General features: G+C 68.5%; 23 protein-coding genes. 15 read left to right on the top strand and 8 right to left on the bottom strand.

What is annotated here, in order from left to right; all coding sequences use genetic code 11:
- The first annotated feature begins 85 nt into the window (after positions 1-85).
- Both AC07OD_RS00770 and AC07OD_RS00765 read left to right on the top strand, forming a co-directional pair.
- Positions 86-3,220: a WD40 repeat domain-containing protein gene (locus tag AC07OD_RS00770; RefSeq protein WP_494594609.1), complete on the top strand. Its 3,135-nt coding sequence runs from the start codon at positions 86-88 to the stop codon at positions 3,218-3,220.
- A 37-nt stretch (positions 3,221-3,257) separates the two neighbouring features.
- A complete protein-coding gene (locus AC07OD_RS00765) occupies positions 3,258-3,503 on the top strand; it encodes a hypothetical protein (RefSeq protein ID WP_494594608.1) in 246 nt (81 codons plus the stop codon).
- Positions 3,504-3,551: 48 nt separating this feature from the next.
- Here AC07OD_RS00765 and AC07OD_RS00760 read toward each other — a convergent pair whose 3' ends face one another.
- From AC07OD_RS00760 to soxR, 3 genes are all read right to left on the bottom strand, one after another.
- On the bottom strand, positions 3,552-4,112 hold the full coding sequence (locus AC07OD_RS00760) for a GNAT family N-acetyltransferase (RefSeq protein ID WP_494594606.1): 561 nt from the start codon (positions 4,110-4,112) through the stop codon (positions 3,552-3,554).
- A 305-nt stretch (positions 4,113-4,417) separates the two neighbouring features.
- Positions 4,418-4,780 (bottom strand): VOC family protein, encoded by a 363-nt coding sequence (locus AC07OD_RS00755; RefSeq protein WP_369641936.1) that lies wholly within the window; start codon positions 4,778-4,780, stop codon positions 4,418-4,420.
- A 223-nt stretch (positions 4,781-5,003) separates the two neighbouring features.
- Positions 5,004-5,465 carry a redox-sensitive transcriptional activator SoxR gene (soxR, locus tag AC07OD_RS00750; RefSeq protein WP_370627834.1) on the bottom strand — a complete coding sequence of 154 codons (462 nt, stop codon included), beginning with the start codon at positions 5,463-5,465 and terminating at the stop codon, positions 5,004-5,006.
- A 217-nt stretch (positions 5,466-5,682) separates the two neighbouring features.
- Between soxR and AC07OD_RS00745 the strand changes: the two genes are divergently transcribed.
- Both AC07OD_RS00745 and AC07OD_RS00740 read left to right on the top strand, forming a co-directional pair.
- Positions 5,683-6,132, top strand: coding sequence for a RidA family protein (locus AC07OD_RS00745; RefSeq protein WP_218293967.1), 450 nt, complete (start codon positions 5,683-5,685; stop codon positions 6,130-6,132).
- Between the two features lie 86 nt (positions 6,133-6,218).
- Positions 6,219-6,362, top strand: coding sequence for a hypothetical protein (locus tag AC07OD_RS00740; RefSeq protein ID WP_218293966.1), 144 nt, complete (start codon positions 6,219-6,221; stop codon positions 6,360-6,362).
- Positions 6,363-6,465: 103 nt separating this feature from the next.
- Here the strand turns inward: AC07OD_RS00740 and AC07OD_RS00735 are convergent, their stop codons facing one another.
- Complete coding sequence (locus AC07OD_RS00735; RefSeq protein ID WP_494594603.1) at positions 6,466-8,763, bottom strand: putative bifunctional diguanylate cyclase/phosphodiesterase; 2,298 nt, start codon at positions 8,761-8,763, stop codon at positions 6,466-6,468.
- A 123-nt stretch (positions 8,764-8,886) separates the two neighbouring features.
- On the bottom strand, positions 8,887-9,855 hold the full coding sequence (gene ylqF, locus AC07OD_RS00730) for a ribosome biogenesis GTPase YlqF (protein ID WP_494594601.1): 969 nt from the start codon (positions 9,853-9,855) through the stop codon (positions 8,887-8,889).
- Between the two features lie 104 nt (positions 9,856-9,959).
- On the opposite strand from ylqF, the gene AC07OD_RS00725 reads away from it, so the two are divergent.
- Positions 9,960-10,211, top strand: a complete 252-nt coding sequence (locus tag AC07OD_RS00725; RefSeq protein ID WP_218340694.1) for a hypothetical protein — start codon at positions 9,960-9,962, stop codon at positions 10,209-10,211.
- Positions 10,208-10,438, top strand: coding sequence for an oxidoreductase-like domain-containing protein (locus AC07OD_RS00720; RefSeq protein ID WP_370628433.1), 231 nt, complete (start codon positions 10,208-10,210; stop codon positions 10,436-10,438). Before AC07OD_RS00725 ends, AC07OD_RS00720 begins: the two co-directional genes overlap by 4 nt.
- Positions 10,439-10,627: 189 nt before the next feature.
- Here AC07OD_RS00720 and gshA read toward each other — a convergent pair whose 3' ends face one another.
- The 3 genes from gshA to AC07OD_RS00705 all read right to left on the bottom strand — a co-directional run bounded on the left by gshA (position 10,628) and on the right by AC07OD_RS00705 (position 14,337).
- Positions 10,628-12,157 carry a glutamate--cysteine ligase gene (gshA, locus tag AC07OD_RS00715; protein ID WP_494594598.1) on the bottom strand — a complete coding sequence of 510 codons (1,530 nt, stop codon included), beginning with the start codon at positions 12,155-12,157 and terminating at the stop codon, positions 10,628-10,630.
- Between the two features lie 71 nt (positions 12,158-12,228).
- Positions 12,229-13,137, bottom strand: coding sequence for an SDR family NAD(P)-dependent oxidoreductase (locus AC07OD_RS00710; protein WP_218340691.1), 909 nt, complete (start codon positions 13,135-13,137; stop codon positions 12,229-12,231).
- A 291-nt stretch (positions 13,138-13,428) separates the two neighbouring features.
- Positions 13,429-14,337 (bottom strand): aminotransferase class IV, encoded by a 909-nt coding sequence (locus tag AC07OD_RS00705; RefSeq protein ID WP_218340690.1) that lies wholly within the window; start codon positions 14,335-14,337, stop codon positions 13,429-13,431.
- 120 nt (positions 14,338-14,457) lie between these two features.
- On the opposite strand from AC07OD_RS00705, the gene AC07OD_RS00700 reads away from it, so the two are divergent.
- The 9 genes from AC07OD_RS00700 (at position 14,458) to tolQ (ending at position 21,149) form a co-directional block, all read left to right on the top strand.
- On the top strand, positions 14,458-14,739 hold the full coding sequence (locus AC07OD_RS00700; RefSeq protein WP_218293960.1) for a DUF427 domain-containing protein: 282 nt from the start codon (positions 14,458-14,460) through the stop codon (positions 14,737-14,739).
- A 546-nt stretch (positions 14,740-15,285) separates the two neighbouring features.
- Entirely contained in the window at positions 15,286-15,951 is a 666-nt protein-coding gene (locus tag AC07OD_RS00695; RefSeq protein WP_218340689.1) for a DUF938 domain-containing protein, read from the top strand.
- Positions 15,948-16,247: a 2Fe-2S iron-sulfur cluster-binding protein gene (locus tag AC07OD_RS00690; RefSeq protein ID WP_218293958.1), complete on the top strand. Its 300-nt coding sequence runs from the start codon at positions 15,948-15,950 to the stop codon at positions 16,245-16,247. The genes AC07OD_RS00695 and AC07OD_RS00690 overlap by 4 nt, the downstream gene beginning before the upstream one ends.
- A 313-nt stretch (positions 16,248-16,560) precedes the next feature.
- Positions 16,561-17,682 (top strand): bifunctional 3,4-dihydroxy-2-butanone-4-phosphate synthase/GTP cyclohydrolase II, encoded by a 1,122-nt coding sequence (ribBA, locus tag AC07OD_RS00685; RefSeq protein WP_494594595.1) that lies wholly within the window; start codon positions 16,561-16,563, stop codon positions 17,680-17,682.
- A 5-nt stretch (positions 17,683-17,687) separates the two neighbouring features.
- Positions 17,688-18,152 carry a 6,7-dimethyl-8-ribityllumazine synthase gene (ribH, locus tag AC07OD_RS00680; RefSeq protein ID WP_218340687.1) on the top strand — a complete coding sequence of 155 codons (465 nt, stop codon included), beginning with the start codon at positions 17,688-17,690 and terminating at the stop codon, positions 18,150-18,152.
- Positions 18,149-18,727, top strand: coding sequence for a transcription antitermination factor NusB (nusB, locus tag AC07OD_RS00675; RefSeq protein WP_218293955.1), 579 nt, complete (start codon positions 18,149-18,151; stop codon positions 18,725-18,727). The genes ribH and nusB overlap by 4 nt, the downstream gene beginning before the upstream one ends.
- Before the next feature lie 103 nt (positions 18,728-18,830).
- Positions 18,831-20,015 (top strand): pyridoxal phosphate-dependent aminotransferase, encoded by a 1,185-nt coding sequence (locus AC07OD_RS00670; RefSeq protein WP_218340686.1) that lies wholly within the window; start codon positions 18,831-18,833, stop codon positions 20,013-20,015.
- Between the two features lie 4 nt (positions 20,016-20,019).
- Positions 20,020-20,439: a tol-pal system-associated acyl-CoA thioesterase gene (ybgC, locus tag AC07OD_RS00665; protein ID WP_218340685.1), complete on the top strand. Its 420-nt coding sequence runs from the start codon at positions 20,020-20,022 to the stop codon at positions 20,437-20,439.
- Positions 20,436-21,149: a protein TolQ gene (gene tolQ / locus AC07OD_RS00660; RefSeq protein ID WP_494594592.1), complete on the top strand. Its 714-nt coding sequence runs from the start codon at positions 20,436-20,438 to the stop codon at positions 21,147-21,149. The genes ybgC and tolQ overlap by 4 nt, the downstream gene beginning before the upstream one ends.
- Position 21,150: the final 1 nt, after the last annotated feature.

The raw sequence follows: 21,150 nt of genomic DNA, 5'->3' as shown, positions 1-21,150 counted from the left end.
ACACATGATTGTCCGCGCAAAGCAGGAACCGTGCAGGGCGCGGTGTACGATGCCCGCCGGACGCCCCCCTCCCGCACCGATGCACATGCCCCCCGCCCGACTCTGTACGCTGGCCGATGTGGCCGACCGTCTGCCCGCCGACAGCTGGATCGCCGGGCGCCTGGCGCAGGACCCGGCCGCCCTGGCCGCCGAAACCGTGCTCTGCATCGCGGGCGACGTGCAGCTGGCCGCGCTGCACCTGGATGCGCCCCTGGCCAGCGGCAGCCCGCTGCGGACGCTGCTGCAGGGTGGCGGCGCGCACCCGGCCCACCCTGCCCTCGCGGGCCAGCCCTTTCTGGTCCTGATCGAGGGGCGCCTGCAGATCGACGGCGCGCTCACCTGCGACGGCACCGGGGGCGCCGCCCACCTGGCCGTGCTGGGCGATGCGAGCCTGCGCAACGCCGTGGTGGGTGGCCAGCGGCTGCATGTGCAGGGCGCGCTGCGGGTGGCCGACCTGCTGTGGGGCGACGGCCGCCATGGCGGCCTCACCGTGCGGGGCGGCCTGCAGGCCCGGGTGGCGCTGTTCACGGATGCCTATCCCGTGGACATCACCGGGCCCGAGCAGGTGGAGTTCCTCATGGACGAGGTGCGCGGCATACCGCACCGGGCGGAGTTCTCCAGCGAGATCGCGGGCATCGTGTTCCCGCCCGTGTTCCATGACGGCACGGACGATGGCGAGAACGGCATCGGCTGCATGCTCGACCGGCCCCGCGTGGTGGCCGCCGTGCGCGCGGGCGAAAGCGCCACGCGCAGTAGCGACGACATCCATGCCGCCCTGCCCCTGGAGGCGGGCCTGTTCGCCGATGAAGCGGTCAGCGTGCGCAACATCCTCGCCGCAACACACACGCCGGTGATCGGCCCCAAGGAGCACACGGCCACGGGATGGTTCCGGCAGACCGATTTTTCGCTGTGCCAGCGGCATGTGGACGCGGAGGGCGACCAGCGCGATGACAACGTGTTCATCACCGTGTGGAAGACCTGGGACTTCTACCTGTCGGTGTCGCAGGTGCCCGAGCGCCAGGGGCTGCTGGCACGCCTGGCCGCCGCCGTCCTGGGCCGCAAGGTGCCGACCACCGCGCAGCCCACGCTGGTGTACCGCGCCTACCGCGAAGGCGAGCCCGGCGAGTGGCTGCCCCTGGCCCCCGACACCGCCCCCGAGGCCTGGCGGGCCTGCACGCAGGCCTGGCGTGGCGTGCTGGACTACCTGCGCAAGGCCGTGGGCCAGCACCGCGCCCGCTACCCGCTGCACCAGCGCCTGGTGGCCGCGCTGACCGCAGAACGCATCGAGGACTTCACCAGCCTGCCCGTGTTCACCGAGCGCTACAACGACTGGTGGGACAGCGACCGCAACGGCTGGTGGGAAGGCGACGTGTGGGTGGGCGCGCGCCAGCCCTGCATGCACGGCGGCGAGCCCTGGGGCCGCGCCTTCAAGCTCAGCTGGGAAAACGGCGAAGACGCCCCCGGCGACGAAGAAGACAACGCCCACAGCGCCTACCAGATCAATGTGGAGCCCGCGCTGGACGGGCCCGCCGTGGTGGAGTTCACCTACGCACAGCGCCAGAGCGATGCCCGCGCCCCCTTGCCCCGCGGCGCGGCCGACCACATCGCGCGGCTGCTGCGCTTCGCGGGCGGGGTGGAGACCCGTGTGCGCGCGCGCCACGAACAGGAACAGGCCCGCCAGGCCGAGGCCCAGCGCATCGCGGCGGCCGTGCACCTGCTGGCCGCGCCGCCGCTGGCGCCTGATGCCCCCGATGCGGCGGTCTTCCCCGCCGAGCTGATGGCCCTGTCCGGCCAGTGGCAGGCCGACGGACAAGGCTATGTGGCCGCCATCCGCGCCCACCAGCGCGCCCTGGATGCGGCCGAGGCGCAGACAGGCCACGGCGGCAACCCGGCAGACGGCGACCGTGACGGCGAAGGCGAAGGCGATACCGAGGAAGACAGCCACCTGCCCTCCGACCCGCGCAAGGCGGCTGCCGCCACGGTGCTGCAACTGGCCCGCGTGGTCAACACCCACGCCGACGAGGACCTGGCCGACCGCTTTCGCGAGCGTTTTGCGTTTGCCCCCGATGCTTTTGTGCGGCGCGCCGCCGATGCAGGCAGCTTCATCGGCCCGGTGTTCGCGCTGGGCGATGGCCGCGTGCTGGCGCGCATCGGCGCGCCCTACGACGATGCCGTCCATTGGGTAGAACTGCAGGGCGTGAGGCGCACCCCCCTGCCCGCGCTGCACGGCCTGGGCCGCTCGCCCAACCGGCGCTGCTTTGCCCGGAGCGATGGCCAGCACATCACCACCCACGACGGATTCGACGGCCCGGTGATCGCCCGGTTTGCACTGCCCCAGGGCAACGAAGAGCTGCCGCCCCTGGTGCCGGTGTCGGCTGGCCCGCCGGGCCAGCGCTGCGACGAACTGATCCCCTTCAACGACGGCCAGCGCGTGCTGCTGCGCAACCCCACGGGCATCTACCTGCTGGCCAGCCAGGGCAGTCAGGGGAGCCCCGGCGTACAGCGCCTGCACCCCCAGACCTTCGACGAGGATGGCCCCTACACCTGGCCCAAGAACCAGCAGGAAGAATCGGTAGATGGCACAGAGGTCACGGTGCTGGCGCTCGACATGCTGCACATGGCCCTGTCGCCGGACGAGCGCCACATCGCGGTGGGCGACCAGGACAGCCAGCACATCCTGCTCGATGCACGGGGCAACGTGGTGGCCGAATACGAAACGCTGTCGTCCTACCCGCACCACGCCACCTTCTCGCACGATGGCACGCGCCTGTTCGCCAACTCGTGCCACCTGTACGGGGGCAGCACCCGCTCGGTCCCCCTCGGAGGGCCGCCGCAAGGGGCTGCGGGCGACGAAGACGCCCCGCCGCTGGACGAACGCTGCCGCGTGTACGCCTCGGCCACCCTGCCCGGCATCGTGGTGCTGGGCGATGCCGACGGCTACCTGCACGCCCTCGGGGACGACGGCCGCCCGCTGTGGCGCCACCACATCGGCAGCACCATCAGCGCCATGGAGGCGTCGCCCGACGGCAGCATGCTGTGGGCCGCCAGCTACGGCGGCTATCTGGTGCAACTGGAGCGCCTGGAGACAGGCATGGACCCCTACTCCATCGGCACCTCGCCGTATGCGGAGACACGGCGGTGGATATTCTGGCGTGATGAGGCGGCGCCGTTATGCTGGTAGCCGATGTGGCAATAGCATGCGAGGCGCCGGGGGCACCATGATGAATGCGTTTGGCTTTCTGCTTGCGTACCTGGCTGCAGCGCTGCTGCTGGCCGTTCTGGTCGTCGCGGGCCTTCTTGCCGCCGCGGCGGCGCTTCCGCGCGGCCATGCGGTCGCCGATCAATTGCGAGAGTTCGCCAGCCGAGTTCCTCGTCTTGCTGTCCGCAGCGTCCTGCTGCTCGACGGACTCCTCTTTGTGGCCGGGGTGGTGCTTCTCGCCGTCCTGACCCTCGTCCATTCTTGACCCCATCCTGGGACGACAGGGTGCTCAACGTCGGAGTTGACCGGCCTGTCAGGCCGCACCGCCGCTCCTCCAATCCCGCTTCAGAAGCGAGTGCAGCATCAGGTCATGATGGGACCCCGCCCAATACCCAACCTCTCTGAGGCGCCCTTCCTCCACAAAGCCAAGCTTTCCGAGCACGGCCAAGGAGGCTCGATTGTCGGGATGCACCTGTGCTTCTACACGGTTCAACCCCATCTCTCCGAATCCCCAAGCGAGAACCGAAGCCAATGCCTCTTTCATGTAGCCGCGTCCCTGGTGCAGTGGAGAGATTTCATAGCCCACCACGCACATTCGCCAGTTTCGGTTCCAGCGGAACAGGCCGCAAGTTCCAATCAGGCCGGGGACGCTTCTTAGCTGTATGCCCCAGCGGGTGCCGGACGCAGGTTCCTCACGCCATTTCGCAAACGTCTGGATCAGACTTCTCGCCCCGTCGATGTCTGTCAAGGGATCCGATCCAAACCACTTCATGTGCTGGGCGTCGCCATGAATGCTCAAAAGATCTTCAGCATCAGTGTCAACGATCTCCCGCAAAAGGAGATTCTGAGTCTCGAGCTCCGGGAAGTGGCTCATAGTGCGGTCTAACGTGATGTATCCCGCAAAACTTGCGGGCTAAACTGCACCTTGCGGAATATTCTGGACACTGATTCCTCCTGGAAGTGGCTTGCAGATGGGGCTTGCGGCCAGTGCGCTGTTCAAAAGCACACATATCAAATTTCCGACAAGCCCGGCAGGCATCACCTCGGCAAACTATAGCTTGCCAGTAGGCAGGCGCCGGACACCTGGACAGCGCAGTTTGGGCCGCAAGCCAGCGGGCAGTGAATCAACGCCAGCTTTGGGGTGGTTTCGTCCAGCGGCGGCCTCGGGCCCCAACTCGGTCAATCGCGAAACTTGCGGCTTGAAACGCTGACCGAGTTCCCGTCTGGATCTTTTGTGTTGGCGAATGCGTAGCCGTTTGCTTGATGGATGGCCCCAAAGACAACGCCCGTTGCCTTGGCGGCCGCGACGAACTTTTGCACATCAGTCACCGCAAATGACATCTTGATGGCGGCGGAGCCAAGCCTAAGACTTTTGGCGGCCTGATGGATCAGTATCTCGGCGCCGCCGGCAATCGGGCGAAGTTCGATAAGTCCCTCACTGATTTCGCCACTTGTCTCGTAGCCAAAGTTCTCACTGTAAAACCGGGCGGTGCGATGCATGTCCTTCGCATAGATGATTACGGTGCTAAGTGCGATGGTCATGGAGATCAGATGCCTTGTGGAATGCGCGGGAGTGTATCGAGCGTCCGCTCCTGGCCCCATTCTGCCCTCGCACCCCATCCGCCTGCAGCAATCACCGCATGGCAGCCCCTTTTCCACCAACCTGCGGCAGCCACTGCCTTCGCGGCTTGTTGCCGACCACGGGCACAAGCGACGCCACCCGCTCACCACGCGCCGGCAGGCGCAGCAAATCACGCACCTGCGCTCAAAAATGCGGCCCGGGCCCTTCCTGCGCCAGCGTGTCGTGCGCATTGCGCAGCGGGCAGACCTTGAGCGACAGGCAGCCACAGCCAATGCAGCCGTCGAGCTGGTCGCGCAATGCCGTCAGCGTGCGGATGCGCTCGTCCAGGTCGTCGCGCCAGCGGGCCGACAGGCGGCGCCAGTCCGCCACCGTGGGAGTGCGTCCGGCGGGCAGGGCCTGCAAGGCATCGGCGATGGCGGCCAGGGGCACGCCCATGCGCTGCGCCACCTTGATCACCGCCACGCGGCGCAGCACGGAGCGCGGGTAGCGCCGCTGGTTGCCCGCATTGCGCACGCTGGCGATGAGCCCGCGCGACTCGTAGAAATGCAGCGCGGAGACGGCCAGGCCGCTGCGGCTGGCGACCTCGCCCACCGACAGCTCGGACTGTTCGTTCACCGGCACGTCGGGAACGGGGGCGCCCTGCACACCGGGGGCGAGGGGGACGATGGGGACGACGCGCTTGCCTGGCTTCACAACAACTCCTGCAGGGTTTTTCTCCACGGCATTTGACCTCAATTTAACTTGAGGTTTGATACTAGCCCATGAAACCGGAGAAGCCGCCGAGCCCACGGCGGCCGCCCTGGTTTCCCTGGCCATTCCACCTTTGGCTTCACTTCACCACCCACCTCTGGACTCCTGCACCATGCGCCCTGATTCCGCGACGACCCTGCGCCCCGCCACGGCCGCTTCCAAGCTCCGCTTCCTCAACCCGCCCGGCCTGTACGACCCGCGCGCCAACGGCTACACCCACGTGGTGGTGGCGCCTGCCCAGGCGCGCACCGTCTACGTGGCGGGCCAGGGCGGCGAAAACGCGGCGGGACAGCTTTCCGCCGACTTTGGCGAGCAGTTGCGGCAGGCGTTCACCAACCTGCGCATGGCACTGGTCGGGGCAGGAGCCAGCGTGCACGATGTGGCCAAGCTCACCGTGCTGGTCGTGGACCACACCGAACAGCGGCTGGCCCTGTTCAGCCAGGCGGTGCGCAGCCTGTGGCCCGACGGGGCGGCACCGGCCTGCACCCTGATCCCCGTGCCCCGGCTGGCGCTTGACGGCATGCTCATAGAAATCGAGGCCACGGCCGCCATGCCTGCATGAGCACCGCGAAGGTGGCCGCGAACGCACCCCGTTTGTGACGTACCATGCCGGCACGGTCCCATTCCGAGACCCTTACAGGAGGCCCCATGGCAAAAGGCGAACAACGCAGCAACAAGATGGCGAAGAAACCCAAGAAGGACACTTCGCTGCCCAAGGAAAGCGGCGGTTCTGACCGCCCCATGCCACCGGTGACCTCCGTCATTCCGCGTGGCAAGGAAAAGAACAAGTAACGCGGTGGCGCGCACGCGCCCACCACCCTATTGCTACTATATCAATAGCTGTCAGCGCTTTACCATCAAGCGCTGGCAGCTATTTTCATTTGAACCTTGCGTATCAGTTCCGCGTACTCGTGGCGTCGGCCCGCGCCGTGCGGGCCAGCCAGTCGGTATCGGGCTCGGGGCGGCCGAACAGGTAGCCCTGGTACACGATGTCGGGCGCGCGCTGGCTCAGGAACTCGGCCTGGTCGCGGGTCTCCACGCCCTCGGCCACCACGCGCAGGCCGAAGTGGCGGGCCACCGCCAGGATGCCCTCCACCAGCACGCCATCGTCGGCATTGGTGGGCGCGTCGCGCACGAAGGAGCGGTCGATCTTGATCTCCTGGATGGGCAGGCGCTTGAGGTAGGCCAGCGACGAGTAGCCCGTGCCGAAGTCGTCCAGCGACATGTCCACCCCCAGCGCCGCGAGCTGGCCCATCTTGGCCACGGCGTCATCGAAGTCATCGATCACCAGGCCCTCGGTCACCTCCAGCGTCAGCAGCCGCGGGTCGGCGCCCGTGGCCGCCAGCACCGCGCGCAGCTGCGGCACGAAACCCGCCTGCCGGAACTGCCGCGCGCTCAGGTTGACCGACAGCCGCAGGCGGCGCTCCTGGAACACCGGCCCCGCCAGCAGCGCGCAGGCGTGCGTGAGCACCCAGTTGCCCAGGCTCACGATGAGGTCCGATTCCTCGGCCACGGGGATGAAGACGCCTGGCGGCACCAGGCCATCGCGCGGATGCTGCCAGCGCACCAGCACCTCGGCGCCGGTGAGCTGGCCCTGCACGTCCACCTGCGACTGCAGGTACAGGCGCAGCTCGTCCGCCCCGATGGCCTGGCGCAGCTCGCGCTCCACGCGAAAGCGCTGCTCGGCCGCCTCGCCCATGCCCTGCTCGAAGAAGGCCGCGCGCCCGCCGCCCGCCTGCTTGGCGCGGTGCAGCGCGGTGCCCGCGCGGCGCAGGGCGTCGTGCGCGACGTCGTTGGCGCTCTGCGGGTAGAGCGTGATGCCCACGCTGGCGCCCAGTTGCGCCTCCTCGGCATCGTTGTCCTGCAGGCGCAGCGGCCGCAGCAGCGCCGACTGCAGTTTTTCCGCGAAGGCCAGCGCATGCCGGCCCGCGAGCGAGGCGTCCGCGCCCAGGCCATGCAGCACCACGGCAAATTCATCGCCCGCCACGCGCACGAGCAGGCCCTGGGGGGGCAGGATCTCGGACAGGCGCAGCGCCACCGCGCACAGCAGGCGGTCGCCCATCTCGCTGCCGCGCGCATCGTTGAAGGTGGTGAAACGGTCCAGGTCGAGCAGCAGCAGCGCATGCTGGGTGCTGGGCGCCCGGCCCGGGCGCCCCTGCAGCGCGGACAGCCGCTCCACCAGCGTGAAGCGGTTGGGCAGGCTGGTGAGGCTGTCGAAGTGCGCCAGGCGGTGGATCTCCTGCGCCGCGTGCTTGCGCTCGGTGACGTCCTGCTTGAGCTCCACGTAGTGGCTGATGTGCCCGTCGGGCTGGCGGATCGGTGCCACCACCACGGCCTCGGCGATCTCGGCACCGTCCTTGCGGCGGTTGAGCTGCTCACCCGCCCAGTTCTCGCCGCGCGCCAGCGTGTCGCGCAGCCCCTGGCGCTGGGCGGGCGCCATGCCGTTGCTGGACACCAGCGCGGAGGGCTGGCCCAGCACTTCGCCGCGCGCATACCCGGTGCGCGCGAGGAAGGCGGCGTTGACATATTCGACGCGCCCCTGCAGGTCGGTGATGACAATGCTCTCGGGGCTTTGCTCCACCGCGCGCTGCAGCTTGCGCAGCTCGGCATCGATGGTGGCCAGGTTCACGGCGGTGCGCTGTGCCTCCTGCACGCGGCGCAGATAGCTGCGGCGCGACAGCAGGGTGGCCGCCGCCGTGACCGCCAGGATTCCGCTCAGGTAGGCGACATAGGCCAGCCGGTTGCCATAGCGCGCCGCGGGCAGCCAGCCCTGCAGGTCGGCCCAGACGAAGAACAGGAACAGCACGCCCGTGGCACCGGTCAGCACCAGGGTGGGCCGCGCGCCGAGGATCCAGCCGGCGAACACGATCAGCACGGGAAAGTTGAGCAGGTTGGGGCCCCGCAGGCCCCCGTTGGTCGCCGCCACGATGGCGACCACGCCCCAGACGCCCCAGATCAGCACCAGTGCCGCCTGGTGCCAGCGCCGCAGGCGCCCCAGCAGCACCGCCACGCCCCCCATCGCGCCCGCGCCCAGGTTGAGCAGCACGTGGGTCCACGACAGGGGCCGGTCCAGCAGCAGCAGGGCGGCGATGACGGTGCCCGTGACCATGACCGTCCAGGAGCCAGCCCGCACCAATTGCTCGGTGGTGGCATCGTCTCGTTCGGAAGGCGAGGAAGGGACAGCAGCGGGCATTGGTTTCAGGCGGTAACAGCCAGGCTGGCATGGTAACGCGATACCCCGCGGCCACCGAGCCTGCCGTGCGCGCCCACCGCCCGGGATGCCCTGGCCGGCGCCCGTGGCCCTGGGGCGCGGGGCCTACTCGGCGTCGCCGGACGCCGGTTCGCGCACGCCCGAACCCTTGCCCTTGGCCTTGGCGCGCGCGTCCTTGCGGGCCTGGCGCCTGGCGTCCTCGGCCAGCCCGGCGGCCCGCCAGGCCTCGAACTCCTGCGGGGTTTCCAGCGTGATGCGGCCCAGGATCGCGGTGCGGAAATCGGTCATCACGATCTCGGCCGTCTTTTGCAGGTTCACGCGGCCGCCGCCCAGCATGGCGCCGCGCTTGCGGCCGATGGCCTCGAGCAGTTCGTCGTCCTGCATCGTGGCCATGGCGCCGGCTGGCAGGCCCAGCTTGTAGCGTGCCTCCAGCAGCGGGGCGTAGTGCTGCTGCAGGCGGCGCAGCAGCTCCAGCGCCACCAGTTCCTCGTCGAAGGCATTGCGGCCTACCGCGCCGCTGGCGGCCAGGTTGTAGCCGCTTTCGGGCACGATGATGCGCGGCCACAGCATGCCGGGCGTGTCCCACAGGTAGAAGTCGTCGGCCAGCGTGATGCGCTGCTCCAGCTTGGTGATGCCGGCCTCGTCGCCGGTCTTGGCCTGGCGCTTGTTGGAGAGGGTGTTGATCAGCGTGGACTTGCCCACGTTGGGCACGCCGCAGATGAGCACGCGCATGGGCTTGGCCATGCCGCCCCGGTTGGGCGACAGCAGGTGGCAGGCGTCGATGAGCTTGCGCGTGGGGGCCGGGTCGGACGCATCGAGCGGCAAGGCGCGCGTGTCGCTCAGGGCGTTGTACCAGTCCACCCACAAGGCCGTGCGTGCCGGGTCGGCCACGTCCTGCTTGTTGAGCACCTTGAGCGTGGGCTTGTGGCCCGTGATCTCGGCCAGCAGCGGGTTGGCGCTGGAGCCGGGCAGGCGCGCGTCCAGCACCTCGATCACCACGTCAATGTCCTTGATGCGTTCGGTGATGGCTTTGCGGGTCAGGTGCATGTGACCGGGGAACCACTGGATGGCCATGCGGGGGTACTTTCTTCTGTATTTGAATCAATCCAAGGGTGGCAAGGATAATCGCGGTCTCATCTTTTCATGATCTGGCGCGTTTTTGCGCCGCCCTGCCCACCATGCCGCTGCCCACTCCGTCGCCCTCCAAGCCCACCGCCAGCAAGGCCGACAAGGAAGTGCTGTTCAAGGGCGTGACCTGCGCCCTGATTGGCCTGGTCATCCTGCTGGCGCCCCATGTGGCGCGCTCCACCAGCGTGCGCGATCTCATGAGCCAGGCGGCCCTGGTGGGCTGGTTCGCGCTGGTGCTGGGCATCGCGTTCGTGGCGCAGTACGGCATGCGGCGCGCCCGGGCCGGGCGCCGCCCACGATGACATCGAACACCGCCACCATCCCGGCCCGCGCTGTGGACGGTGCCTCCGCGCAGCGGATGTTCCAGTGGCTGCAGCAGCGCGCCACGGACGCGGGCATCACCCTGCGCAACCCGCCTCCCGAGCCCACCACCTGCTGCGGCCGCGGCTGCAATGGCTGCGTGTGGGAGGGGTTTCTGGACGCCGCCGAGTACTGGCGGCAAGAGGCGCTGCTGCGGCTGGAGGGCTGAATTTCAAGCCAAATTGGCCTCTAGCGCTTGATGAATAAACGCTGGAAGCTATCAAATTCAGAGTATCGAACAACTCTGCCTTGTAGCAGAGGTCGCCTAAAACTGGCGCTGCCCAAGGCCAGTGCCACCGTGGAACTGGCTCTGCCAGGCCACCGGTGGCGTCCCCCTTGGGGGAAGCGGCGCAGCCGCTCAGGGGGTCAATTCCTTCACCGACATGTACTGCTCGCGCCAGGCCTCGAACGGCAGCGTGTCCGCCGCCTCGATGGCCTTCTGCGCCGCGATCGACTCGTCGGCCATGGCCAGGTAGCGCGCCTGCTGCTCGGCCGTCCAGGGCAGGCCCAGCAAGGCGTCGCGCGCGGCGATGGACTGCTGGCGGGCAAAGGCTTCGAAGCTGTGGTGGTGCTCCTGCACGATGCTGTCGAGCACGCGGGCCGATGGCGTGCGCCCGGGAGCGGACATCAGCGCTCGGGCGTCGCGCAGCGCGGCGCTGTAATCCTGGGTGCCGTGGATGGCGTCCAGCGCGGCGGCCAGGGGCTCGCACGCGGCCAGCACCTCGGCGCCCCATTCGGTCAGCAGCACGCTCTGGCCGTTGCGCGAGAGCTGCAAGCCGGGCTCGCGGCCCCGCTCGGCCGTGAGGTGCTGGTTCTGCTTGAGTTCGGCGATCTCTTCGGGCGTGTCGGGCGGGCTGTCGGACAGCAGGCAGTGCAGCAAGAACACGTCCAGGAGCCGCATGGTGGGCGCCGTGATGCCCACGGGCACGAACGGGTCCAGGTCCATCAGGCGCACCTCGACGTATTCGACACCGCGTTCACGCAGCGCGTGCAGCGGGCGCTCGCCGGTGCGCACGGTGCGCTTGGGGCGGATGGTGCCGTAGAACTCGTTCTCGATCTGCAGCAGGCTGGTGCCCAGCTGGTTGTAGTCGCCACCCGGGTTGCGCACGCCCACGGTTTCGTAGGCCGGGTACGGCTTGGTGAGTGCTTCGTGCAGCGAGTTGGCGTAGCCCGTGAGGCCGTTGTAGCTCACGGCCAGCGTGGCCTGCGCGTCGCTCTGGTAACCCAGACGCCCCATGCGCAGCGAGGTGGCGTGCGGCAGGTACAGCGCGCTGCCGCCCTCCATCTGCTGCAGGCGGTGTTCGCGCCCTTCCACGAAACACGGGCACAGCGCGGGCGAGGCGCCGAACAGGTACAGCAGCACGAAGGCATGGCGGCGGAAGTTGCGGATCAGCGAGAAATACTGCTCGCTGTCCACGCCCGGCAGCGACCAGTTGTAGTGGATGCCCGAGATGGTCTGCATGCGCCGGCCATAGCGGTGGCCCAGGCCCATGCGGTACACGCTCTTGGCGCGCCCGATGTTGGAGCCGCCGTAGCGCCCGATGGGAATGGTCTCGTCGGTGGGCAGCCCGCAGGGCATGCTGGACGCCCACAGCAGCTCGCCGCCGCTGTTCTTCAGGGTGTGGTGCACGAACTGGTGCACCTCGGTCAGCTCATCCAGGCACTGCTGGACGCCCTTGTGGGCGCCGGTGATGAGTTCGAGCTGGGACTCGCTGTAGTCGGTGGTGATCAGGGGGTGCGTGAGGGCCGAGCCCAGCGCCAGCGGGTGCGGCGTGAGGGCCAGGCCATCGTGGGGCAGCACCCGCAGCCCCTCCTTTTCAATGCCGCGGCGAATCCCTCCCAGGGCCTGCGCCGGGTAGGCGGCCAGTCTCTCGTGCAATTTGCTCATATGTTTATACCGATCCGTCTTCTGTCGGCCCGGAACTTAGCACGGAGCAGGATTGCGCGTATGGACCTGGCTTAAACCCTCGCCGCCATGGCCTTGCTCACTTCATTGGTTCCCTGCGCCGCGCCACTTTGTGGTACTTGTTCGCCCGCGCGCCCCGTCGCTTCGGCCAGGCGGGCCGCCAGCTGCTCGGGAACGTCGGCGCCCAGCCCCAAGTGGATGCCCTGCGTGAGCGTGATGTGCGCGGCCTCGAACGTGCCCGCGCCCGCGCACAGGATGGTGCGCGTGGGCGCACTCTCGTGCGCCAGCACCAGCATGGCGGGCACCACGGCCTCGGGCTTCAGGGCGTCCAGCACCTCCTGGGGCATCAGGCCCTCGGTCATGCGCGTGGCGGCGGTGGGTGCCAGGGCGTTCACGTGGATGTGGTATCTGGCCCCCTCGATGGACAGGGTCTGCATCAGCCCCACCTGCGCCAGCTTGGCCGCGCCGTAGTTGGCCTGGCCGAAGTTGCCGTACAGGCCCGTGGACGACGTGGTCATCACGATGCGGCCGTACTGCTGGGCCACCATGTGCGGCCACACGGCCTTGCAGCAGTGGGCGGCGCCCATCAGGTGCACGTCCACCACCAGGCGGAAGTCGTCCATCTCCATCTTGGAAAACGACTTGTCGCGCAGGATGCCGGCGTTGTTCACCAGGATGTCCACCCGGCCCCAGGCGTCGATGGCCTGCTGCACCATGGCCTGCACGGCCGCGTAGTCGGTGACCGAGGCGCCGTTGGCGATCGCCTCGCCGCCGGCCGCGATGATCTCGTCGACCACGGCCTGCGCCGCGCCCACCGAACCACCCTTGCCGTCCACCGCGCCGCCCAGGTCATTGACCAGCACCTTGGCGCCCCGCGCCGCCAGGGCCAGTGCATGCTGGCGGCCCAGGCCGCCGCCCGCCCCCGTCACGATGGCCACGCGGCCCTTGAATTCGATGTCCATGCAAGGTTCTCCTGTTGTGTCTGTGAAAAAGTTGGCTGGCGCACGCGCGCCGCGCGTGGCACTGTAAGCCACGCGGCACGGGTGCATGGTTGCGCAGGCGACTCGGGCCCAGGGGCCCATGGCGCCCGCGCGCCACGCATGCCGCAGGCACGGCCCGGGCCGGCAGACGCCGCACCAGGGCCCGCGGGCGCCCCGGCGGCCTTGGCGTGCGTGCGCTGGCAGCGCCTCTCTTGCCATGCACAGCGCGGGAGAAAAGGGGGAAGCAACGGCGCCGCTCAGGGGGTCGCCGCTTCATGCATAGCGCACGGGCTGGCTGTAGCGTGGATCGCGGTGCCAGTCCCAGTAGGTCCGCACCAGCTGGCGCACCACCGGCCCCACGGCGCCATCGCCCACCGGCCGCCCGTCCACCCGGGTGACAGGCAGCACGCCCCCGCCCGAGGTGGACAGGAACACCTCGCGCGCACCGCGCAATTCGGCCGCCGGCAAGGCCCGCGCCTGCAGCGGCAGGCCCAGCGACGCCGCCATCTCGAGGACCGTGCGGCGCGTGATGCCTTCGAGCATGCCCTGGGCGGGCGTGGCGATGGTGCCCTGCGCATCCACGCAGAACACGTTGAAGCCCGGGCCTTCGACCACATGGCCTGCTCCGTCGGTGAGCACGACGGTGTCGCCCCCGGTGTCCAGCGCCCCCAGGAGCCCCATGGTGAGGTCGTTCCAGTGGTAGTTCTTGACGCGCGGGTCCACGCTGCTGGCGGGGATGCGCTGCACGTCGCTCACGATGAGGTTCAGGCCCCGCTCGCGCTGCGCCTCGTTGGCGATCCACACATAGGGCACGGCGAACGCGTAGAACTGGTTCACGGCCTGGCGCGGGTCGCGCGAACCCCAGGGCGGCTGGCCGCGCGTGACGATCATCTCCACATACGCATCGCGCAGGCCCGACAGGCGCACGCACTGCTCCAGCACCGCCGCGATCTCGGCGGGCGAGCGTCCCGGGTCGAGCCGCAGGCGCGCACAGCTGGCCAGGAACCGCTCCAGGTGCGCGTCGAGCCGGAAGAATGCGCCGTCCCAGACGGTGACCACGTCGTAGGTGGCGTCGGAGCGCAGAAACCCCCAGTCGGTCAGCGGAATCGCCGCGTCGCCAATGGGAACGTACTGGCCGCGCACGCAGGCGGCCCCCTGGGAATAATCGGGTAAGGTGCTCATGCCCGCATTCTGGCCAGCGCGGGCCGCCCCGCAAGGCCCGTGGGGCCATTGCTCGCACATTCATCGCGGTCACCGCTTGTCCGTCAAGCGCTGCGCGGCATTCAATTGAAAGGAAATACCATGAAAGCAGTCTGGAACGGCGTGGTCGTCGCCGAGAGCGACGACACCGTGGTGGTCGAAGGCAACCACTACTTTCCCGAAAGCGCGCTCAAGCGCGAGTTCTTCACCTTCAGCAACCACAAGACCACCTGCCACTGGAAGGGCCAGGCCAGCTACCTGTCGCTGCTGGTCAACGGCGAGATGAACACCGACGCCGCCTGGTTCTATGCCGATCCCAAGCCCGAGGCCGAAGAAATCCGGGGCCGCGTGGCGTTCTGGAAGGGCGTGAAGGTCGCCGCCTGACCAGGAGGCCAGGGTTATCCCTGCCAGCGCTGGACAATCATGTGGATAAGTTTTGGCAAGTCCTGTATGGCAGCGCCAAGTGCTTGATTCATAAGGCCAAGGCCTGCGACGCCTCTTTTTTAGGCAATCGATCCCGCACTGGCTCCGGTTATCCCAGCCCGCACTGGACAATCATGTGGATAAGTTTGGAGAAGTCTTGTATGACATCCTTAAGTGATTGATTTATAAGAAATATCCTTGCATTGCCCAAAAAAGCGGCAACCACGCCCAGGGATTCCGCGCACCGCGCCCAGCCCCTTGCCACCCCCCAGTCCGCCCCGGTTATCCCTGCCCGCACTGAACAATCATGTGGATAACCCTGGACAAGCCTTGTATGGCGGGGGTAAGTGCCTGATTTACAAGGAATATCCTTGCACCGCTTAAAAAACAGGCACTGCCCCGCCACGCGCCGGCTGCGATACAGTTCCCATCGGCGCTCCTTGCATAGCTACATTTTTAATAGCAACCAGCGCCCGCCAGTCCAGCGCGCATGAGCAAAATCATCCCATGTCCCACCCTCCGCTCCCGCACAGTCCCGCCGCCGAACGCAACCAGGGCCCCATCCTGGCGGTGCTGCAGTCCCTGCTGGCGCCGGAAGGCGCGGCACTGGAGATCGCCAGCGGCACGGGCCAGCACGCGGCGCACTTTGCCGCCGCCCTGCCCGGCTGGAGCTGGCAGCCCACCGACCTGCAGGGAACGCACTTCGGCGCCATCGCCGGCTGGGCCGCGCACACGGGCGCGCGCAACGTGCGCACACCCGTGGCGCTCGACGTGCTCCAGCCCGCCTGGCCCGCCGTTGGCCCGGCGTTCAGCCAGCCGTTCGACCTGATCTACTGCGCCAACATGCTGCACATCGCGCCCTGGGCGTGCTGCGCGGGCCTGATGCGCGGGGCGGCCCGCCACCTGGCGCCAGGCGGCCTGCTGGCCACCTACGGCCCGTACCTGGAAGACGGCGTGCCCACCGCCGCGGGCAACCTGGCGTTTGACGCCAGCCTGCGCGCCCAGGACGCCGCCTGGGGCATCCGCCGCATCGACGACGTGGCCGCCGTGGCGGCCGGGGCCGGGCTGCGGCTGGCGGCCCGCCATGCGATGCCCGCCAACAACCTCCTGCTGGTGTGGACACGCGCCACCCCCGCCCCCGACGCCCACCCCGACACCACGCACCACCCATGAGCACCCCACCCAACACCGCGCCCTTCTTCATCGCCACGGTAGAGCCCGGCGGCCAGCAATGCGACGCCTGGCCCGAGCAGCCGCTGCTGCTGTCGCTGGAACAGGGCGGCATCGACTGGCCCAGTTCCTGCCGCAACGGCACCTGCCGCACCTGCATGGGCCAGCTGGCCGAGGGCACCGTGCGCTACGCCATCGAATGGCCGGGCCTCACGGCCGAAGAAAAAGACGAAGGCTGCGTGCTGCCCTGCGTGGCCTATCCCACATCGGACGTGGTGCTGCAGGGCAGCATGGTCTGAAGCCCCCCGCAGCCGCGCCGCACCGCCCGACGGCAGGGCGGCGCCGGCAAGGGGCGCCCCCGTCTGGGGAGCCTGCCCAACCCACGGGGAACTGATTTGCATCAGCCCCGGGGCGCCTCACCGGGCACGGCGCGGCCCGGTGCACTAAAATCCCATCCTTCTGGGGCAATATGCCCCTTTGACGAGCGGCAGCGCCGCATCGCATGTTCTTTGGGCGGTTTCTTGGGGGTGCGCACAGCGTGGCGGCCTCCGGCCACGGGGACCTGCGCTGCGGCACCACCGCCAGCGGTCCCCTCAGAAAGCCCAGCCTTCCATGAACTCCCCCCTCACTCCCGTGCCGATCTCGCCCGTCGAGGACATCGTGGCCGAGATGCGCGCCGGCCGCATCGTCATCCTCGTGGATGAAGAAGACCGCGAAAACGAAGGCGACCTCGTCCTGGCCGCCGACCATGTGACGGCCGAGGCCATCAACTTCATGGCCCGCTTCGGCCGGGGCCTGATCTGCCTCACGCTCTCGCGCGAACGCTGCGAACGCCTGCGCCTGCCGCCCATGGTGGCCAGCAACGGCACCAAGATGGGCACGGCCTTCACCGTGTCGATCGAGGCGGCCGAGGGCGTGACCACCGGCATCTCGGCCGCCGACCGCGCCCGCACCGTGCAGGCCGCCGTGGCCCCCAACGCCGTGGCCGCCGACCTGGTGCAGCCCGGCCACATCTTCCCGCTGCAGGCCGTCGAAGGCGGCGTGCTCATGCGCGCGGGCCACACCGAGGCCGGCTGCGACCTGGCCGTGATGGCCGACTGCAGCCCCGCCGCCGTGATCTGCGAGATCATGAAGGACGACGGCACCATGGCCCGCCTGCCCGACCTGCAGCTCTTCGCGGCCGAGCACGGCCTGAAGATCGGCACCATCGCCGACCTGATCGAACACCGCAGCCGCACCGAATCGCTGGTCGAGAAGGTGGGCACGCGCGTGCTGCAGACGGCCTTTGGCGCCTTCACCGCCCACGCCTTCCGCGACAAGCCCAGCCAGGCCGTGCACCTGGCCCTCGTCAAGGGACAGTGGGGCGCCGACGACGTGGTGCCCGTGCGCGTGCACGAACCGCTGTCGGTGCTTGACGCACTGGAGGTCAACCGCTCCATGCACTCGTGGAGCCTGGACACCAGCCTGCAATACCTGTCCGAACAGGGCAAGGGCGTGGCGGTGCTGCTCAACTGCGGCGAGACCGCCGGCCAGCTGCTCTCGCAGTTCGAGGGCACGGCCCGCGCGGCGCAGGCCCCCGAGCGCGGCCGCATGGACCTGCGCACCTACGGCGTGGGCGCGCAGATCCTGCGTGAATGCGGCGTGCACAAGATGGCGCTCATGGGCCAGCCACGCCGCATGCCCAGCATGATGGGCTACGGCCTCGAAATCACCGGCTTCATTCCGAAAGAGTAAAAAACATGTTTGGCGCAGAAAAAGGAACAGCGGACAAGCTGGACGGCAAGAAGCTGCACATCGGCATCGTGCAGGCCCGCTTCAACGAAAGCATCACCAATACCCTGGCCGCGGCCTGCCGTGCCGAGCTTCTGAACCTGGGCGTGCAGGAAAAGAACATCCGGCACGTGCTCGTGCCCGGCGCCCTCGAGGTGCCCGTGGCCCTGCAGGCCATGGCCGAAAGCGATGAGTACGACGCGCTGATCGCCCTGGGCTGCATCATCCGCGGTGAAACCTATCACTTCGAACTGGTGGCCAACGAATCCGGCGCGGGCGTCACGCGCCTGTCGCTGGACTACCAGATCCCGATTGCCAACGCCATCATCACCACCGAGAACCTCGATCAGGCGGTGGCCCGCCAGACCGAAAAGGGCACCGATGCAGCCCGCGTGGCGGTGGAAATGGCCAACCTGCTGGACGACCTGTCATGAGCGAAAACACCCCCACGCCCTCCTCGGCGCGCCCTCCCAAGCAGGGCCGCACCGGGCTCAAGTCCACGGGCACGCGCAAGGCCGCCTCCAAGTCCAACCGCAGCCGCGCGCGCGAGTTCGCGCTGCAGGCGCTCTACCAGCACCTGGTGGGCGGCAACGACGCCCACGCCATCGACGCGTTCACGCGCGACCTGGCCGGTTTTCACAAGGCGGACTCGGTGCACTACGACGCCCTGCTGCACGGCTGCATCGCCACGGCCGCCGACATGGACCTGCTCATCACCCCGCTGCTGGACCGCAAGATGGCCGAAATCTCGCCCATCGAGCACGCCACGATGTGGATCGGCGTGTACGAGTTCCAGCACTGCCTGGACGTGCCCTGGCGCGTGGTGCTCAACGAGTGCATCGAACTGGCCAAGGAATTTGGCGGAACCGACGGCCACAAGTATGTGAATGCCGTGCTCAACGGCCTGGCCCCCCAGCTGCGCGCGCTGGAAGTGGCGGCGGACAAGGCTGGCGGCGCGGCGGCCGCCCCCACCGCCCCCCCATCCGGGGCATCCGCTGACGGCGCCTGAGCTCCCGGGCGCGCCGGGCCGCCACGGAGCGGCGGCGGGCGCGCCCCCATTCCCCCTTTCCATTTCAAACGACACCCGGCCAGCACGGGCAGGACGCCTTTCCATGAAGTTTTCCACGCGCGCCGAGCGCATCGAACCGTTCTATGTAATGGAGGTGGCCAAGGCCGCGCAGGCCCTGGCGCGCGAAGTGGCGGGCACGCGCGAGCCGATGATCTTCCTGAACATCGGCGAGCCGGACTTCACAGCGCCGCCGCTGGTGCAGGAGGCCGCGATGCGCGCCGTGCACGGCGGCGCGACCCAGTACACCAACGCCCTCGGCCTGGATGCGCTGCGCGAACGCATCAGCGGCTGGTACCAGGGCCGCTTTGGCGTGAACGTGCCCGCGCGCCGCATCGTGGTGACGGCCGGCGCCTCGGCCGCGCTGCAGCTGGCGTGCCTGGCGCTCATCGAATCGGGCGACGAGATCCTGATGCCCGATCCCAGCTATCCGTGCAACCGCCACTTCGTGAGCGCGGCCGAGGGCAAGGCCGTGCTCGTGCCCACCACGGCCGCCGAGCGCTACCAGCTCAGCGCCGACAAGGTGCGCGCCGCCTGGGGCGAAAAAACCCGGGGTGTCCTGCTCGCATCGCCATCGAACCCCACGGGCACCTCCATCGCCCCCGGCGAGCTGCGCCGCATCCACGACGTGGTGCGCGCGCACGATGGCATCACCCTGATCGACGAGATCTACCTGGGCCTGTCGTACGAGGAAGAGTTTGGCCACACGGCCCTGGCCATCGACGACAACATCATCAGCATCAACAGCTTCAGCAAGTACTTCAACATGACGGGCTGGCGCCTGGGCTGGATGGTGGTCCCCGAGGCCATGGTGCCCGTGGTCGAGCGCCTCGCGCAAAACCTGTTCATCTGCGCGAGCACCGTGTCGCAGCATGCCGCGCTGGCGTGCTTCGAGTCCGAGAGCATCGCCGAGTACGAACGCCGCCGCGCCGAGTTCAAGGCCCGGCGCGACTTCTTCATCCCCGCGCTGCAATCGCTGGGCCTTTCCGTGCCCGTGATGCCAGACGGCGCCTTCTACGCCTGGGCCGACTGCACGCAGGCCGCACAGCGCCTGGGCGTGAACGGCAGCTGGGACTTCGCGTTTGAGCTGATGCGCCGCGCCCACATCGCGGTGACGCCGGGGCGTGACTTCGGCACGGCAGAGCCCGAGCGCTTCATCCGCTTCTCCACCGCGAACTCCATGGCCCAGCTGCAGGAATCGGTGGAACGGCTGCGCAGGCTCCTCGGGTGACACCATGGGCTTTGAGTTCCCCATCCGCGTCTACTGGGAGGACACCGATGCCGGCGGCATCGTGTTCTATGCCAACTACCTCAAGTTCTTCGAGCGCGCCCGGACCGAATGGCTGCGCTCGCTGGGCGTGGGCCAGCAGCGATTGCGGGAACAAACCGGCGGCATGTTTGTCGTAACCGATGCGCAGCTGCGCTACCACCGGCCCGCCCGGCTGGACGATGAACTGATTGTTACCGCCGCCCTGCAGGCCCCAGGCCGCGCATCGTTGACAATAGTGCAGCAGGCGCTCCTGAAACCAGAGCAGATGACCGAACAGCCTCCCCTGTTGCTGACCGAAGGCACCATCCGCATCGGATGGGTCGATGCCGCGACGATGCGCCCTGCAAGAATACCGAGCACCCTCCTGGAACAACTCTCACCATGAACTCCCAAAACATGTCCATCATCTCCCTGGTGCTGCACGCCAGCTGGGTGGTGCAACTCGTGATGCTGCTGCTCCTGGGCGTGTCGGTCGCCAGCTGGGCGGCCATCTTCCGCAAGCTGTTTTCCTTGAAGCGCGTGAAGACGCTCAACGACGACTTCGAACGCGAGTTCTGGTCGGGCACCAGCCTCAACGACCTGTACGCCAGCGCCGCGCAGAACGCCAAGCAGGCCGGCCCCATGGAACGCATCTTCGCCAGCGGCATGCGCGAGTACCAGAAGCTGCGCGAGCGCCGCATCGTGGACCCCGGCACCCTGCTCGACGGCGCACGCCGCGCCATGCGCGCGAGCTTCCAGCGCGAGATGGACGTGGTCGAATCCAGCCTGTCGTTCCTGGCCTCGGTGGGCTCGGTCTCGCCGTACGTGGGCCTGTTCGGCACGGTGTGGGGCATCATGCATGCGTTCACCGGCTTCGCCGGCATGGAGCAGGTCACGCTGGCCACCGTGGCGCCGGGCATCGCCGAAGCCCTGGTGGCCACCGCCATCGGCCTGTTCGCCGCCATCCCGGCCGTGATCGCCTACAACCGCTTCGCGCGCGACATCGACCGCGTGGCCATGCACCAGGAGACCTTCATCGAGGAGTTCTCCAACATCCTGCAGCGCAACCTGGGCGCGCACCCGGCGGCCCCCGCCCCATCGGCCTCCGGCCACTAAC

This window comes from Acidovorax sp. GW821-FHT10E03 (assembly GCF_059415205.1).
Note: the sequence above shows the minus strand (reverse complement) of the source record. Positions and strands in the feature narration are given on the sequence as shown.